Raw genomic sequence first — 16181 nt, 5'->3', positions numbered from 1 at the left:
CCGGCGTCCGGTTCCGCATCATATTGATTCCGCCCGATACGTCTGTCCCCCTGATTGGGGACATCAGGGCACGGCATCAGCGGGGCGGCGCGCCCGCCGGCATCGAAGCCTCAGCCGAAATCGGCCATCTCGTACAGCGGCCGGATTTCGATCTCGCTTGGTCCCGGCATCGGATTGGGGCAACGCTTCACCCAGGCAACCGCCTCGTCGATGTCCTTGACCTCCCAGAGCCAGAAGCCGGCGACCAGGTCGCGCGCCGGGGCGAAGGGCCCGTCGATGACGGTACGGGCGTTGCCGTCGAATGCGACACGCTTGCCGTGGGAGGAGGGCCTGAGGCCGTCGGCGGCGCGCAGGATGCCGGCATCGCGCAGCTCGTCGTTGAACCGGCCCATCGCCGCCATCATCTCGGCCTGCCAGGCCGTGTCGAACAGCCCCTTTTCGCTGTCTTCGGTGGCCTTCACGAGCACCATCACGCGCATCGTCCGTCTCCTTATCTGAGCCCCGCCTCATGGGGCATCGGAACGACGAACGGGGTTTTCGAGGGCCGACACCGCCCCGCAGATTTTTCATCCAGCCGGGACGCTGGCGGGCGGCAAGCGTCGGGGTCACCGATCGCTCGTGAACTTCACGTTTACCATTCCCTTAAAGGCCGCGCGAACCAGTTTCCCTAATCGGGCGGCAACGACCTGCTGCTATTGAAAGAGAGGAAAAGGGAGTACGAGCGATGTCCAGCATTGTTCGGATCCTCGTCTTGATCGCATCTGCGTATGCGGGATTCGTGTTGACGGAAATGCAGTTTGACGGCGCGGTCGCCGTGAAGGGTTCAAGTCCTGGCAGTTCAAGTCCTGGCAGTTCAAGTCCATGATCGAGCACCATTCGATCGCGCCCGAGCACGCGCGCGCCATTTGCGAAGAGATCGGCTGGAGACTGCGCCACGCGCTGCGCGGCGACTACGCGGATTTGCCGCCAAGGTTGCGCGAGCTCGTGGACCAGCTCGCCCAGCAGGAATGCGACGCGCCGTCGCTGGTGCCCGCGATGCACGACATGCCGAGACCGCTGGTCGTTGCCGCCTAGGCCTATGACCTGCCGACGGTGCTTGCGAGGTCGGCACAAGGCGCGCGGATAAGGTACGGCTTGGCGCGCCTCGCGCCGAATCCGCTTCAGCTCACGATGGAGAAAATTGCCGCCGTGACCGTGTTCGCCGTAGCGCCATTCAGCCACACCGCGGTGTCGGCGTCGACCTGAACCACGAAATAGGCCCCGTTCTGATACGAGTGCGACAGCACGTCGGCAAAGGACGTGAAACCGGAGCCGTTCAATTGCACGACGTCCAGGCTCGGCGTCCAGTCCTGCACGACCTGCACTCCAGGAATATCGTTGACGACAAAAGTGTCGTTGCCCACACCGGTGCCCGGACCGCCGCCGTTGCCGCCGAAATAGTAATTCACGCCGGCGCCGCCCTCGAAATAATCGTTTCCGGCGCCGCCGATCAGAACATCTACGCCATCGCCGCCGTATATCACGTCGTCGCCGTTGCCGCCATAGGCGTAATCGTTTCCGCCATAGCCGTACATGATGTCGTTGCCATCATCACCGATCAGGACATCGAAGACCTGCGACCCCAGCAGCACGTCGTTGCCGGCTCCCCCGTAGGCGTTGCCGCCTCCCGTTGGAAGATAGATCCAATCGTCCCCGCCGCCGCCTTCCAACAGGTCTACTCCGACATCGCCGACGATGGTTTCTTCTGCTGCGCCACCATAGATGCTGTCATTGCCCAACCCGCCGTAGAAAAGAGCTTTGCCAACCTGCCCATCGCCGGTGAATACGATCACGTCGTTGCCGTTGCCGCCCAACACCACTGGCTGCGGGCCATCGTCGTGATCGTAGGAGCCGTAAAGGCTGTCGTTGCCGTCGCCACCGTCCCAATGCACGGCGAAGCCGGTGAAGAGATCATTGCCGCCGTCGCCATACGCAACGCCATTGTAGGATGCGGTCAGAACGGAGTTGATGGTGTCGTCGCCGTCACCACCGTAGCCCGGTCCAAAGTCGGACACCGTGATCCGATCATTCCCTGCGTCGCCGTAGAATGTCCCGTAGCCGGCTATCGTGTCATTGCCGGAGCCACCGTAAACTATACCACCAGGAGAAGCGGCACTGGCGGTCAGGATGTCATCGCCCTCACCACCGTAAATGGTTGGCTGGACCGCGCTGGAATTCCCGGTCAGGGTATCGCCTCCGTCCAGGCCATACATGACGTCTTCGTTGCCGGTATGGCTGTCGGCTGCCAGAGTTCCTGTGTAGGTAACCAACTTCCCCTCCTGTCGGCTCTTTGCCGGTAGCGGGCGAGCCTCTGCCTCTGGTTGCGCCTGCGAGATCAATCGCCGCTATTATTGCGCCTCAAATATCCAAACGACTGAACTCCCAAATGGGCTACGCCGTTGGTATTGAGGTCGCAAGAGGCCACGGATGGAGGAGGTGCGCCTCTGCACCGGAGGTGACGACCTCGTCGTCCATGCGGACAGTGCCGTTTCCTGTGCCGCTTGTGGGCCCCGACCGAACCTAAGCACCGTCCGCCAGCGATCGCTCCATGATGATGGTCCGCTCTTCACCGTGGTAGCTGTCGCGCACGGCCCTGTATCCGAGCTGCGCATAGAAGGTCTCGGCGCTGATCGATGAGGGCACAGCCAGGTTGGGGATACTTCTCTCGCGTGCCGTGCGCTCGACCGCTTTCCATCAGCAGCCTGCCGATACCCCTCGCCTGAACGTCGGGGGATACGAACACCGTACGGACCACGTTTCCGTCGAGGCTTGCCGTTCCAACCACACGACCATCAATCGCGGCAACAAAGACGGTGCGCTTGCCGATCAGCTGCAGCACGGCGTCCGGACTGAAGCTGCGCTCGACCCGCTCGATGATCTCGCTTGCATAGTCCCTGGCATTGGTTTCGCGCAGTGCACGCAGGATGACCGCGCTGATGTCGCCGGCGTCGTCTTGGCGCGCCGGCCGGATCGTGCATTCCATCGGTCGCCTCCGCTCGCTCAAGGGTCGCATTCGAATATCTCAACCTAGCTGTTGCCGTGGTCTACCTTGGCGGCCTCCAAAGACGGCAGGAGCGCAGCGAGCAAAATGAGCGCGATCCCCAAATCGATTGAAACGTCGGCGACGTTGAAAATCCAGACAAATCGAAGTTTCGAGGCGTCGAACAAGTCAACGACGGCACCCAATCGAAGACGGTCGATAGCGTTTCCGGCTGCTCCGGCGCCGATGAAGGCGAGTCCAAAAGCATTGATGGTCGATGTCGGTCGCCAGAGTATGGATCCGAGCAAAACTGACGCTACCGCAAGGCCGATGGAAGCGAGTGCCCATCGCGAGAACTCACCGTAGTCTGGAATCAGACCAAATGCGTTGCTGCGATTGAACGCAAGGGTAAGGTCAATGGGACCTGGTAGTTTGACGGTGGTGCCAATTTCCAATGATCCAACCGCCCAATGCTTTGTCAGCTGATCGAGGGCCAGCATCGCACATGCGGCACCGAACGCGATGAAGTGTGAGCTTCGATAACTTCTCACGAACAGTTTCTCGCGCCGCTGTCGTCTAGGCCATAGGGCAACAATCTTAATATCGGACCATAGCGTGACGGCCCGCATGAGCCAATATTTCCGACTGGCCCTGAGCGCATTATGTTGCTGATTGTATCGGAGGCAGATCACGTAGCGTCGAATTCAGGTGAGGAGCCCGTTGCTCCGGTTCAAGCGAAAGCGCCGAATAGGAATTTGAGTTAGTTGAAACTGTGCTACCCTGCATCCCGGGATGGAATTGCCATCTCGGCCTTTTTTGGAGGACACGGCTATGAAAGGCTCGTCGCTCTTCGTCACGAATTTCGCTGTCGCTCTGTTGTCGATCGTGCCGCTAGTATGTGCATCAAATGGCCCGGCGTGGTCGCAACCCACGCCAGCCCGGACACTGCCATCAACCCGCTTCCCAACATTTCGGTCGAGGCGCCGAGGCACATCAGCACGCAACACAGGCCGACGCAGCGCGCGGCGGCCCGCAGCACCTCGTCTTCGCGTACGGCTTCGACCTCAGTGTTTTGCATCGGCGGTTGCATGACGAGCATGAAGTCAGGTGACCGCCCCTGGATCGGATGCTCCTGGTCTGCCGGCGCGTCTGCCTACACCGGGTGCCGAAACATCGGGCCCGGCGGCATCCCCTTCAAGAGCTATACTCAGTGCACGGAAACCGGACTGAATAACGGTTGGAGAAGCGGTGAAGTCTCCGCGTATTGCACCAGCCTGGCTTTGAAGTAGAGAGCACGAGGACACGTTAGTCGTGTCCGAAAGTCCGATGTCGGGCCTGGCCTATGCCGAAATCGCGGCGCCGCAGACTTGCGGCGCCTTCCGGCCCCCTGGCTGGCGGGCTGCAACTGCAAAGGATAAGCCTCGTTGAGACGCGCTTTGATCATCCTCGGCATATTGTTCGGCGGTTCGGTCGTTGTGATCGGTGCCGGGACAGTTCTCTTCGCTTACCAACTGACGCGGGTGGACGCCTATCCAGCCTTCATGGAGAAGGATCTTGCAAAGGGCCATAGCTCTTACGACGAGACGAAGCGCGCCTTCTCTCAATTCGTGAAGAGCGCATTTCCGGTCGGCTCGGACGCGAACGGCGCGATTGCCCAGATCACCGGAGGTGGCTTTCGGGTTGAAAAGTCAGATAGACCGAACTCGGTCGCGCTTCTATGGAATCGCCATGCAGGCCCGTGTAACGAACGATACGCCATTACGATCGAGCAGACGACAGATGGAAAGGTCGCAGACGTAGCAGGGCAGCTTTATCCGGTTTGTCTCTAGGTCGTCCGGCCTCGATCGTGGCCCGCGCGCGCCGCGTCACACGTTCTTCGCGACCTTTCGCGTCCGCGTCGGTCCGGCGCCGGCGATCGCCGGCTTGATATTCCAGACCGCGCGCACGCTGGCGAAGGCGTGCGCGATCACCGGCTCCAGGCGGCGCGCGGCGAGGCAGGCAAAAGAGAGATCGCAGGTGAGCTTCACCTTGTCGACGACCACGAACTGATGCGGGCGTGCCATCCGCGGCGCCAGCACGCTGTCGCGCGCGAGGCTGAGGCAGAGGCCGGATTCGACGAAGTCGATCATCGCCTCTTCCTGATCGGTGTAACCGATGCGCTTCGGCAACGGGCCGAGCGGGCGGAAGATGTCGTCAAGCAGCCGGCGGTGGCCGGAATGTGGCGGTGTCGCGAGCCAGGGCAGCTCGGCAAGCTCGGCCCAGCCCTTGCCCATCACCCGCTCCCGCCAGGCGATCGGCGCGATCACCCGGTAGTCGTAGCTGAGCAGCGGGGCCAGCTGGTAGCGGCCGTCGGCGATGGTCCGTTCAGTGAAGCTGTGATGGGCGAGCTGCTCCGGCGGTGTGGCGTCGACATAGTAGCCGACGTCGAGCTCGCCCCGGCCGACCTGCGCCAGCACGTCGTCGCTGACGCCATGGCGCAGGAATACTTCGGTGCGTTGCGAGGACATCGCAAGGCTGCGCACGAACGGTCCGAGCCGGGTGAATTCGGGGTCGAGGATGGTGCCGACGCGCAAGGTGCCGCGCTGCGCCTCGTTCAGCGAGTCCGCCGTCGCCTTGAAGTCGGATGCCGCCGCCACCGCCCGGTGCGCCAGCGGCAGCAGCGCGGCGCCGGCCTCGGTCAGCGTAAAACCACCCGGTGTGCGGTTGAACAGCTGGAGCCCGGTGCTTTCCTCCAGCGCCTTCAGTTGCAGGCTGACCGCGGGCTGGGTCAATTTCAGCATCGATGCCGCGCGCGACACGGTGCCCTCACGGGCAACCGTGAGGAAGCAACGCAAGGCCTGGGTACGGGGGAGGTCGGTCATTGAGTGGGCTTATAGCACACTTTTTTCGGCGCGCATCGACCGGCATCGTGCACTATTATATTATCAGAATACAACCAAGACGAGAAATCAAGCCGGCCGCCACGCGATCATGCCTTCGGTCCGCGCGCGTACCTCCGGCGAGGCGAGGCAGGTCGCGACCGCTTCATAGCCCATTGCGCCGGGCACCGGCGTGACGCAGACCGGCACGCTGTGATTGGCGGGGCACAGGATGATCGCTTCGTCGTCGCCGACCGCGTCGAGATCCAGGATCGCGCTGGAGCGCGTGAGGAAGAACAGCGGCTGCGCCTCCGGTCCGCGACGACGCAGCTGCGCGATCACCGCTTCCTGGCTCGCCGCATCGAGCCCGTGCTCGAGCATGTCGATCACGGGGATCGCGTCGCAGTCGGCCTCGAGCTCTGCGAGCAGCGTGGTCAATGCCGGGGTCTGCACGGCGCCGTCAGCGAGATGAGCGGCAAGGCTTGCATCGACCCTGGCCTTGCGGGCGGGATCGGCATCGAGACGCGCGCGAACCGCCGCGCCGCCATCGGCTGCGCGGTCCAGGCCGACGAAGGTGGCGTTGGGCAGCGCTTCCGCGAGGCGCGTCTTGCCGCTGCCGAGCGGGCCGACGATGTAGTTCAGCGGCTTGACGTCGCGCAGCTCGAAGCGTTCGCCGCCCCAGGGCCACGGCAGATCGAACGCGACGGCGATCGCCGGTCGCGCCCTGACCGCGCCGATCACGTCGTGCGCCGCGGGCATCTTGCCGCGGCCGAGGTCGGCGCGCAGCGCCCGCACCCTGGCGATGCTGTCGCCGCATTGCCGGACGCGCGCTTCGAGCGTGGCTTCGTGCGCAGCCAGCACGCGGTCGAGCACGGCGGCATCGCCGCTCAGGACCCGCGCCAGTTCACCGATGCCAAGGCCGAGCGCACGCAGCGCGACGATCTCGGCGCCGCGCGCCATCTCGGCCGGACCATAGGCGCGCCATCCCGCCGGCGTGCGGGAAGGCGCGATCAGGCCGCGCTCCTCGTACAGGCGCAGCGCCTTGGCCGAGATGCCGAGCTGCCTCGCAGCTTCGGACGGACTGAGAAAACGGGCGGCAGCATTCATCGAATCACCTCGCATCGTCTGACCGCGTCTCTTATGGAGGCGGCCGCAGGGGCAAGGTCAAGCGGGGAGGGTGGTGATCCTCATGCGGGTGACCAGCGAGGAGAGCACATAGCTCAGGCTCCCTCTCCCCACGCAACCGGGGTTTACCCCGGTTGCGCATCATTGATTTGCGCAAGTCGGGCAGGCCCGACTTGCGATGGGAAAGGGTGGGGAGAGGGGTGGCCCCGGGCGAGATGATCGACGTGAAACTCACACGTGCAATTCGACTGCGTATCGTGCGTGCTCGATCGAGCGGAGAGAGCTTGCCGTGTGGCACCCCTCTCCCTAACCCTCTCCCGCAAGGAGGGAGGGAACCCTCTTGCCTGTGCCTCCATAACGCCAATCACTGAGTTGCCCGACGGCGCAAGCCCCCACAACAAAAATATTTCCGTTTATCGGAATGGTAACTCAGTGTATGGTTCGCCCGTCTCACCCGATCGAGGGGCGCGCTCGCGATCGTCACGAACGCGGTGTGAGATGCGGTGGACGCTGATCATGCGAGCGACGAACGCGTGTGATGCGGACGGTGAAGTCGTGTGGTTCTGACGCCCTAGCGGCCGGTGTCCCCTTGTGAGACGCAATTGCGTCTTGCGAAGGCGGTGACAAACAAGCCCAGTCTCGCCGGGGAGAGCACGAAATAAGCCGTAACCCATCGCGCAGGGAAAGCCGGATTGTTCGGTTTCACCTGTGGTCCTACCCCCGAGCTTTCTACCTTTTGCTCGGGGCCCATGGGTGCGATCGGCACCCGGCTTTCCCTGCGCCCTCTGCGAGAGAGCGGCGAAATGAGATGCAAAGCTCGGGCGAAGCAAACCGCGAGAATGCGGACGTATGACTCACAAGTGGCGCAACAAACTCAGTGTCGTCCCGGCGCAGGCCGGGACCCATAACCACCGAAGGTGATTGTTGCGCGACGTTGGGGCCACAGGTTTCCTCACCAAGCCAATCCTGTGGCTATGGGTCCCGGCCTTCGCCGGGACGACAGTTTCATGTGTTGCGGCCATCGCGCGCCCATCGCCACCCCTCACTCCAGATGGTTCACCTTCGCCACCCAGGCGCGGACGTCGGTGATCACGTCGGGCAGCACGGCCTTGACCTCCTGCACGGTCATGCCGGCCTTGATGCGGGGGTCGTAGAGCAAATTGAGCAGATATTGGTCGTAGACGTCGAAATAGCCCATCGAGACGCTGTCGTTGAACATGGTCCACGGCACGGTCGCGGTATCGTTGATCGGGCCGAGCGACTGCAGCAGCTCCTCATAGGCGCAGTCGAGGAAGACGAAATCGCCGTTGTCGACGGTCAGGATCACGTCGGAATGCTCGATCTCGTAGTTCTCGTTCTTGCGGAAGCCGGACAGGCATTGCGGATCGAGCGAGGAGCGGATTTCCTTGGCGCGGTCCTGGCCGTAGAAGGTTGCGATGGTGCGGTAGAGCTCGCGGTCGCGCACCAGCTTGACCACGACATTGGCGGCGTCGCTGCTCTCGGTCATCGCGATGTCGAGATGCTGCACCTTGGCTCGGATGTCGCCGACGACCTTGGCGAGCTGGGCCTTGCGGTCGGCGCGGCTGCCGTCGGCGAATACGCGCACCGGGCTGTCGTATTTGCGGATGCGATCGACCCGTCCGGCGAGATGATATTCGGCACCGAATGCGGTCTTCAGAAAACCCTCGACGATCTCGGCGTCGGTGAAGAGCTTCTTCTCGTTGCGCTGACGCACGACAACGGCCGGCACCTCGGCGCCGGCCGCGGGCACGGTGGCGTCAGTGAGGCAAGCGGCGAGCGCTGCAGCGAGAACGAGCAGGATCGAAGGGCGGTGCTGGGGCATTCTGATGACGCTGCCGCAATGCTTGCGGCAGCGCAAGACGGGATCAAGGCGGCGAGATCAGCGATCCTGCCGGACGGTGGCGCCGGGTTCCGGTGAAATCGACGCGATCAGTTCTTCACCACGACGGTGGTGCCGACCGAGACCCGATCATAGAGGTCCTTGACGTCGTCATTTGTCATGCGGAAGCAGCCCGACGAGACCGCCTGGCCGATCGTCTCCGGCTCGTTCGAGCCGTGGATGCGGTACAGCGTCGAGCCGAGATACATCGCGCGCGCGCCGAGCGGATTCTCGATGCCGCCGTTCATGTGACGCGGCAGATCGGGGCGGCGGCGCAGCATATCCCTGGGCGGCGTCCAGGACGGCCATTCCTTCTTCGCGGAGATGCGGTGGACGCCGCCCCAGCGGAAGCCGTCGCGGCCGACGCCGATGCCGTAGCGCAGCGCCTGGCCGTTGCCCTGCACCAGATAGAGCCGGCGCTCGGCGGTGTTCACCACGATGGTGCCGGGGGCATAGTTGGTCGGGTAGTTCACGGTGGTGCGCGGGATCGGGCTCGCGCCGTTGCCGAAGAAGCTCGGGGGCTCGGACTGGTAGCCGCGGGAATCGAACAACTGGGCGTGGGCCTGGCCGGCACCTGCCAGGATCGTGAGCGCGGCAAACATCAAGGCAATCGGGCGCATCGTCATCGTCCTCGCGAACAATCAAATATGCAGCCAGAAAGGCCACAATCGCCGGCGTTTCGCAAGCGACGAAGCCGTGACACCAGCCATTTTCCGACGACACGGTTTAAAAAGGCAACAGATCGGAAGCGATACCTGCATTGTCCGGCCAAGCCTTTGACGAAGCGGATGAAGAATGGTTGATCTGGATCAACCTCAAGAAACATCTCTGGCGGGAGCGGGATCATGAACGGTGCGGAAAGTCTGGTGCGGACATTGGTCGCGGGCGGCGTGGACGTCTGCTTCACCAATCCCGGCACCTCGGAGATGCATTTCGTCGCGGCGCTGGACAAGGTCCCGGGCATGCGCTGCGTGCTCGGTCTGTTTGAAGGCGTGGTGACCGGTGCGGCCGACGGTTATTTCCGCATGAAGGGAACGCCGGCCTCGACGCTGCTGCATCTCGGGCCCGGCCTCGCCAACGGCCTTGCCAATCTGCACAACGCCAAGAAGGCCCATTCCGGCATCGTCAACATCGTCGGCCAGCACGCCACCTACCACATCGGCTACAACGCGCCGCTGACCTCTGACATCGAGGGCCTGGCGCGGCCGATGTCATCCTGGGTGCGCACGTCGCCGGATGCCAAGTCGGTCGCAGCCGATGGCGCGGCCGCGATCGCTGCGGCCAGGAGCGCGCCGCCGCAGATCGCAACCCTGATCCTGCCGGCCGACACCGCCTGGAACGAGGCCGACGGCATCGCCGAAGTGGCTGTCGACACCCAGCGTCCGAGCTACTCGCCGCAGGCGGTCGAGCGGGCCGCGAAGATATTGCACAACGACGCCGCGCACACGCTGCTGCTGGTCACCGGCAGCGCGCTGACCGAGCAGGGGCTGGTGTTCGCCGAGCGCATCGCCGGCAAGACCGGCTGCACCGTGATGGGCCAGACCTATCATCCGCGCATGGCGCGCGGCCGCGGCCGGTTCTCGATCAACCGTATCCCCTATGTGATCGAGCAGGCGCTGCCGATCCTGAAGAATTTCCGTCACATCGTGCTGGTCGAGGCCAACGATCCCGTCGCGTTCTTCGCCTATCCGAACAAGCCAAGCATGCTGAAGGCGGAAGGCTGCGAGGTGCATCGCATGACCGCCTGGGGCGAGAATTCTGTCGCAGCCCTCGAGGCGCTTGCGGGCGCGCTGCATGCCACGGCGCAGGACGTCAGGCCGCAGCAATTGCAGGAGCTGGCCAAGCCGACCGGCGCGCTCAATCACGCCACGATCGCGCAGGCGATTGCGTGTGCGATCCCCGAGAATGCCATCATGGTCGATGAATCCGTCACCACCGGCCGCGGCTTCTTCCCGCCGACGGCGGCTTCAGCGCCGCATGACTGGCTGCAGAACATGGGCGGCTCGATCGGCTTCTCGACCCCGGTCGCAACCGGCGCCGCCGTCGCCTGTCCGGACCGCAAGGTGATCTGCATGGTCGGCGACGGCTCGGCGATGTACACGATCCAGTCGCTGTGGACGCAGGCGCGCGAAGGCCTCAACGTCGTGACCATCGTGTTCGCCAACCGCATCTACCAGATCCTGCGCGGTGAGTTCGACGGCGTCGGCGCCGGCGAGCCGGGCAAGCGGGCGCAAGACATGCTCAAGATCGATCGCCCGACGCTCGACTTCGTCGCGCTCGCCAGGGGCATGGGCGTGCCGGGCAGGGCGGTGACGACGGCCGACGAGTTCAACAAGGCGCTGGCGGAAGCCGTTGCCGAGCCGGGACCGCGGCTGATCGAAGTGCAGATGTAGACACACCGCTTTGGAAGGCCGCGGCGGCGGCCCGCGATGAAACTCATCGCGCTTTAGTCCAGTCGGAGGCGCCAATGCAGACCGAGCTGACCAAGGTGATCGCCGCCATCGAGGAGTTTTATGCGCAGGAGACGTTCCTGCTGGAGCCCGATCTCGGTTACTCACCTGCTGGCCGTCTATGTCGAGCGGCAGTTTTCCGGCTGGCAGGTCGATGGCAACTACGACCGGCTCGGCGAGCGCACGCTGCGGCTGCCGCGCGGTTCGACGATCTCGACCGATGACCATCTCGGCAAGTCGATCTACCCCGATATCGTCGTGCATCAGCGCGATATCCCGAACAATCTGCTGGCGATCGAGCTGCGAAAGGACGGCAATCACCAGCTCCTCGAGCACGATCAGCGCAAGCTGCAGGCGCTGACCGATCCGAATGTCTGGTTCGCCTATGCGATCGGCGTGCTGCTGATCGTGGGACAGGGCGGGGTGAGCCTGTCCGAGGTCTATGCCGGCGGCGTTATCGACAGCACCGCATCGCGCTGGTTTGCCGAGCGGCTGGACGCGGGCGGGCTTGCGGGCAAGCATGACAATGGCGCTCAGCACTAAGTTGATGGATGAATCTTCTCTCCGCATTGCCGTGATAGCCCGTTTGGATCATGCGTGGCCGGTGCATGCGCGGCAGAACAGAAGGCGCGGGAGGTGGAGCAATTACTGGGGCTGGTGGTCAATTTCAGAACGATCCGATGGCGGTGCGGATTACCGGCTCCGCAACTGTTTCGCTCCCCCTCCCGCACTTGAATTCACGGGCTCCGCTCTCGCTCCCCAAACCGGCGGCGCAGCCGATTGCGACGTGACGGGTCGGGACAGCCCGCGAACCGAGACAGAAAAGGCCGCCCCCTCGGGCGGCCTTTTCCGTGATCGCCGAGATCGCCAAGACATCGCAAAGCGCGATTGTTTCTGTGGGCGATTGCTTCTGTCTATTGTTTGGCCGCGTCGTCGCCGGTCTTTTCCCCAGCCTTTTCGCTAGTCTTGGCGCTCGACTTCTTTGCGGCTTTCTTCGCCTTCTTCGGCGCCATCTTGGACGCCTCGCCCTTGGCCGCGGTGTCGCCGCTTGCGGCGGGGGCCGGGCTCGTGCCCGCCTTGTCCTGCGCGAGTGCGGCGGACGAGACGAAGGCAAGCGCCGTGGCGGCGAGGATCAGTGTTCGCATCGGATGGTTCTCCCAAGTTGGTTTCTCCGGCGCCCCTCAACGGGACAGAATGTCGCAGGTTCCGCGACGCGGATCAGCAGTCCGTGAGCAGCGCGTGAACGGCACAACCCTCGTGCAGGCCACGGAACCGGGAACCTCGAGCTGCGTTATGCCGCTGGGCAGGAGTTCCGAGGAGACGCGCCATGCGCTGGCGATCGATGACGGAAACCACCGGCACCATGCTCGATACCGCCCCCGAGGACACCTTCTACGCGGTGGGCTGGACGGTCAGCGGCGTGGCGACCCTGGCGACCATCGTTGCGGTCTGGATGTTCGGGATTTGACTGCGAACGGTCCTTGCAGACCAGCGGCTTGCCGGCACCGGCAAGCAGCATCGGCATGCGTCGGCGAGTACTTCCGCAAGATCACCAGCGCTTCCCGGTAGAGCTGCGAGAAGCAGACCAGCAGCGCGCTCGACAGCAGGAACATCGCGAGGCTGTCATAGTCTTCAGGGGTGGGCCAGCCGAAGTCGAAATAGGGCGGCATGAACGCCCACCAGACGATCGGAACGGTGATGATGGTGGCAAAGGCGCCGGCCGGTGCGCCGCCCATCAGGCCCGCGATCAGGATCGCCGGCACAAAACCCGCGAAATAGAACTGCATGCCGAAGCTCGCGAACATCTCCTGGGTCGCGGTGGCCAGCACCACGGCCAGCAGGGCGACCACGAACGTCGACAACGACCACGGCCGCAGCTTCAGAATGTAGTCATTGCCCTTGCGCATCGAGACGTCCCGGCCTCCGCGAGTTCCGGGAAGGTAGCCGAGGAGGCTCGCGAATAAAACACCGTAGGACTCCGTGGGGGCGGAGTTCTGCTCGATACCGTGAAAAGGAACCGGCCCGGTCAAGCCCCTGCCGCATTGTCGCGCTTATTGCATTGCGGCAAGGTGATTGGGGACAGCACGATGCTGGAGCTTCTGATTGTCGTTCTCGTCGCCGGGATCGGGTTCGTATCGGGATATGGCGTCCGCGAGCTGATCTCGCGCCGCCGGCGCCGGTCGCCGCAGCGCATTCACGCGCCGAAGGCGCGGGCCGCCAATGACGACATTTCCGCCCGCGGCCGGTATCGGCCGACCGGCACGCAACAGGCCGATCACGCCACCCCGCCCGACGAACTCGACGGCGCCGTCCGCGACCTGCTCGGCGAACTCAGCCGGCGCTCCGCCAAGCCGTCATCGGCCCCGCACCGCCGGCGGCAATGAGGGGGATGCGGGGCGAACCGCGCTCAGACCGCCGCGACGTTAATTGATCTGCTGGCAGGAAGGGGAATGGTGGACGCACAAGGGATCGAACCTTGGACCTCTCCCGTGTGAAGGGAACGCTCTCCCGCTGAGCTATGCGTCCGGGATGTGACGTGCCAAAGGCCGCTGGTCGGCGGCCGGTCGATAGAGGCGCTTCGTCAGAGCGTGCGATTTACGAAGTGCCGGGTAGGGGTGTCAAGCCAAGACCTTCAGGAGACCTCAAGGAATCAAGGCTTGCAGGACATCAAACCCTGCGGGGATCAGGCGCCCTGCTGGCGGGCGCGGGAGGCGTGCGACTGCAGCGCCCGGATGCGTTCGGCCAGCGTCCCGCCGCCTTCGGGCATCGCGCTGCCCGGCGAGACGCCATTGGCGGCACCGTTGGCGGGCTTGGCGGTCGCCTTGGCCGGCACGGTCGGCTCGGCCGCCAGCATGGCCTCGATCGCCGAGTTGGGTCCTTCGAGCTGGATCGCGAGCTTGGCCACTTCGGCGGCGATGTCGTTGATGCGCTCGCGCAGCAGTGCGTTCTCCATCCGCTCGTTCGCCCAGGAGCTTTCGGCTTGCTGCTGGATGGCGTTGATGTCGCGCTGCAGCTTGCCGCGTTCGTCGCGGGCGATGCGCAGCTGCTCCTCGACTGCTGCCTTCTCCTGGCGCAGCTTCTCGAGCGCGGACGATTTGCCGCCGCCTGCTGCCGCGATCTCCTCGCGCAGCTCCTGCACCGTCCGCTCGGCGGCGGCGTTGGCCTGCTTGAGCTGGCCGTTCTCGAATTCACGCTCGGCAAGCAGCTTGCCCTGGGTCGCGAGCCGCGCCTCGAGGTCGGTGACGCGGTTGCCGAGCATCTCGGCTTCCTTGACCTGGACGATCAGCTGGCGGTCGAGATCGGTGACGCGCTGGCTCAGATTCTCGACCCGGCCGCGCGCATCGGTGAGATCGCGCGTCGCGGTTTCCGACTGGCTGCGCTCCTGGGCGAGGCGGGCCTCGGTCGCCGCGAACTCCCTGGCGGCATCGCCGACCCGGTTCTTCAACTCCTCGACCTGGGTCCGCACCGCGACCAGTTCGATCTGGCGGCTGTCGGCGGTCATGGAGCGGTCGTTGAGCGCGGCGTTGATCTTGCCGAGCTCGCTCTGCTTGTCGGTCAGCGCCTGCTCGGCAGTGCGCAGCAGCTCGGTCTTGGCGGTAAACTCTTCCTCGGTGGCGCGAAGCTGCTCCTTCATCGCCTTCTCGCGCGCCTCCAGCGCGAAGATCGCGGCGTTCTTCTCGCCCAGCTCGATCTTCATGCGATTGATCGCGTCGGTCTTCTTGCCGATCTCGGCGAGCTGGCTTGTGGTCTTGCTCTTGAGCTGATCGACGCTCATCTCGAGCCGGCGGGCCGACATCGCGAACTCGGCGCGGAGCTGGTCCTTGTCGGCCTGGATCTCGGCCATCGACAGCGGCGTGGCCGCCTCCATGCGGCGCGTGGTCAGCCGCACCGCCCGGTTATGCACCAGGGGCACGATCATCAGGCCGCACAGCATCGAGATCAGGAAACCGATCGCCGCGTACATGATCGGCTCGATCATGAAGGGTCACTCCAAGAAAGAAGGAAATTGTTAAGCACAATGCCACGGCAGGCCAGCCGAAGGCCAGCCCGTTTGCCGCGTTAACCTGAATCGCTAACCGTGCCGGAGCGCCGGCGTCATCACCCGATCAGGGCGGCGACCTAGAATGGGTTCCAGGTCGCGCGCGGGGTGTATTTGAGATAGCCGACGCTGGCGCCGAGCCGCAGGCCGATGCCCGAGCGAATCGGGACCAGCACGATGTTGTTGGCGGTCAGCGCCGTCATGCCGAAGCCGCCGACGATATAGGCCGAGCCGTCGATGCCGACGAAGCGCTGGTAGATCGCCTGCGTCGAAGGCAGGTTGTAGACCAGCGTCATGGTCCGGGCGCCGTCGCCGCCCCAGTCGAAGCCAACCGAAGGACCCTGCCAGTAGACCCGGAGGTCACCGGCATTCTTGGTGTAGAGCGTGCCTTCGCCATAGCGCAGCCCGGCTACGAACGCGCCGGAGCCTTCCTCGCCGAGCACATAGCCGTTTGGCAGACCCCATTGGCTGACCGCGCGCTCGATGACCGAGGCGAGCCCGCGCGAGACGTTGCCGAAGAACTTGTGTCCGGCGCCGACCAGCTCGTCGGGCCCGTAAGTATACGGGGTCGGCTCACGCTGCGGCGCCGGATATTGCGGTGGCGGCGCCTGCTGTGCCGATGCCCCAGCGCTCCAGCACATCAGCGCGGCGAACGCGACCGCGGCAAGGCGTGATGCGAAACTCATAAAGAACCCCTGCTATCGAATCCCGGGCGTTGCCCTTTAACCTGATGCCAACAGGCACGGCTCTAGGTTGCGTCCAGTGTCCCCTCGACTCGGATGTTATCGGT

General features: G+C 64.3%; 17 protein-coding genes and 1 tRNA gene. 5 read left to right on the top strand and 13 right to left on the bottom strand.

All coding sequences use genetic code 11. From position 1 onward, the window contains the following. Nucleotides 1-110: 110 nt before the first annotated feature. Complete coding sequence (locus HAP54_RS50380; protein ID WP_166298444.1) at nt 111-479, bottom strand: YciI family protein; 369 nt, start codon at nt 477-479, stop codon at nt 111-113. Between the two features lie 382 nt (nt 480-861). Between HAP54_RS50380 and HAP54_RS50375 the strand changes: the two genes are divergently transcribed. Beyond that, nucleotides 862-1074, top strand: a complete 213-nt coding sequence (locus HAP54_RS50375; protein WP_166298443.1) for a hypothetical protein — start codon at nt 862-864, stop codon at nt 1072-1074. A gap of 86 nt (nt 1075-1160) precedes the next feature. Here the strand turns inward: HAP54_RS50375 and HAP54_RS50370 are convergent, their stop codons facing one another. The 3 genes from HAP54_RS50370 to lspA all read right to left on the bottom strand — a co-directional run bounded on the left by HAP54_RS50370 (nt 1161) and on the right by lspA (nt 3648). Continuing rightward, nucleotides 1161-2309 (bottom strand): calcium-binding protein, encoded by a 1149-nt coding sequence (locus tag HAP54_RS50370; protein WP_166298442.1) that lies wholly within the window; start codon nt 2307-2309, stop codon nt 1161-1163. 296 nt (nt 2310-2605) lie between these two features. Then, nucleotides 2606-3022, bottom strand: a complete 417-nt coding sequence (locus HAP54_RS50365; RefSeq protein WP_312022759.1) for a GNAT family N-acetyltransferase — start codon at nt 3020-3022, stop codon at nt 2606-2608. A 44-nt stretch (nt 3023-3066) separates the two neighbouring features. Continuing rightward, the gene (gene lspA / locus HAP54_RS50360) at nt 3067-3648 is read right to left on the bottom strand and encodes a signal peptidase II (protein WP_176422088.1); all 582 of its coding nucleotides are present in this window, start codon (nt 3646-3648) and stop codon (nt 3067-3069) included. A gap of 807 nt (nt 3649-4455) precedes the next feature. Between lspA and HAP54_RS50355 the strand changes: the two genes are divergently transcribed. Then, a complete protein-coding gene (locus HAP54_RS50355) occupies nt 4456-4848 on the top strand; it encodes a hypothetical protein (RefSeq protein WP_166298440.1) in 393 nt (130 codons plus the stop codon). Nucleotides 4849-4884: 36 nt separating this feature from the next. On the opposite strand, the gene HAP54_RS50350 is transcribed toward HAP54_RS50355, so the two are convergent. The 4 genes from HAP54_RS50350 to HAP54_RS50335 all read right to left on the bottom strand — a co-directional run bounded on the left by HAP54_RS50350 (nt 4885) and on the right by HAP54_RS50335 (nt 9522). After that, complete coding sequence (locus HAP54_RS50350) at nt 4885-5880, bottom strand: LysR family transcriptional regulator (protein ID WP_166298439.1); 996 nt, start codon at nt 5878-5880, stop codon at nt 4885-4887. A gap of 87 nt (nt 5881-5967) precedes the next feature. Next, nucleotides 5968-6984, bottom strand: a complete 1017-nt coding sequence (locus HAP54_RS50345; RefSeq protein ID WP_166298438.1) for a MerR family transcriptional regulator — start codon at nt 6982-6984, stop codon at nt 5968-5970. A gap of 1060 nt (nt 6985-8044) precedes the next feature. Continuing rightward, nucleotides 8045-8845, bottom strand: a complete 801-nt coding sequence (locus HAP54_RS50340; protein WP_166298437.1) for a DUF2927 domain-containing protein — start codon at nt 8843-8845, stop codon at nt 8045-8047. Nucleotides 8846-8952: 107 nt separating this feature from the next. Beyond that, nucleotides 8953-9522 (bottom strand): L,D-transpeptidase, encoded by a 570-nt coding sequence (locus HAP54_RS50335; RefSeq protein ID WP_175619345.1) that lies wholly within the window; start codon nt 9520-9522, stop codon nt 8953-8955. Between the two features lie 225 nt (nt 9523-9747). On the opposite strand from HAP54_RS50335, the gene HAP54_RS50330 reads away from it, so the two are divergent. Together HAP54_RS50330 and HAP54_RS50325 are read left to right on the top strand one after the other, a co-directional pair. Next, on the top strand, nt 9748-11295 hold the full coding sequence (locus HAP54_RS50330; RefSeq protein WP_166298435.1) for an acetolactate synthase large subunit: 1548 nt from the start codon (nt 9748-9750) through the stop codon (nt 11293-11295). Nucleotides 11296-11415: 120 nt separating this feature from the next. Continuing rightward, nucleotides 11416-11895, top strand: a complete 480-nt coding sequence (locus HAP54_RS50325) for a hypothetical protein (RefSeq protein ID WP_414646177.1) — start codon at nt 11416-11418, stop codon at nt 11893-11895. A 371-nt stretch (nt 11896-12266) separates the two neighbouring features. On the opposite strand, the gene HAP54_RS50320 is transcribed toward HAP54_RS50325, so the two are convergent. Further along, nucleotides 12267-12497 (bottom strand): hypothetical protein, encoded by a 231-nt coding sequence (locus tag HAP54_RS50320; protein ID WP_166298434.1) that lies wholly within the window; start codon nt 12495-12497, stop codon nt 12267-12269. Nucleotides 12498-12764: 267 nt separating this feature from the next. Further along, nucleotides 12765-13382, bottom strand: a complete 618-nt coding sequence (locus HAP54_RS50315; RefSeq protein WP_248114330.1) for a DUF4118 domain-containing protein — start codon at nt 13380-13382, stop codon at nt 12765-12767. 57 nt (nt 13383-13439) lie between these two features. Between HAP54_RS50315 and HAP54_RS50310 the strand changes: the two genes are divergently transcribed. Continuing rightward, on the top strand, nt 13440-13736 hold the full coding sequence (locus HAP54_RS50310) for a hypothetical protein (protein ID WP_166298433.1): 297 nt from the start codon (nt 13440-13442) through the stop codon (nt 13734-13736). 67 nt (nt 13737-13803) lie between these two features. Here HAP54_RS50310 and HAP54_RS50305 read toward each other — a convergent pair. The 3 genes from HAP54_RS50305 to HAP54_RS50295 all read right to left on the bottom strand — a co-directional run bounded on the left by HAP54_RS50305 (nt 13804) and on the right by HAP54_RS50295 (nt 16077). Then, nucleotides 13804-13878, bottom strand: a tRNA-Val gene (locus HAP54_RS50305). A 157-nt stretch (nt 13879-14035) separates the two neighbouring features. Beyond that, nucleotides 14036-15331 carry a hypothetical protein gene (locus HAP54_RS50300; RefSeq protein ID WP_166298432.1) on the bottom strand — a complete coding sequence of 432 codons (1296 nt, stop codon included), beginning with the start codon at nt 15329-15331 and terminating at the stop codon, nt 14036-14038. A gap of 140 nt (nt 15332-15471) precedes the next feature. After that, the gene (locus HAP54_RS50295; RefSeq protein WP_166298431.1) at nt 15472-16077 is read right to left on the bottom strand and encodes a DUF1134 domain-containing protein; all 606 of its coding nucleotides are present in this window, start codon (nt 16075-16077) and stop codon (nt 15472-15474) included. Nucleotides 16078-16181: the final 104 nt, after the last annotated feature.

It is taken from the genome of Bradyrhizobium sp. 2S1 (assembly GCF_011516625.5).
Taxonomy (GTDB): domain Bacteria; phylum Pseudomonadota; class Alphaproteobacteria; order Rhizobiales; family Xanthobacteraceae; genus Bradyrhizobium; species Bradyrhizobium septentrionale.
The sequence above is the reverse complement of the archived record's forward strand: the minus strand, read 5'-3'. Positions and strand labels throughout refer to the sequence as shown.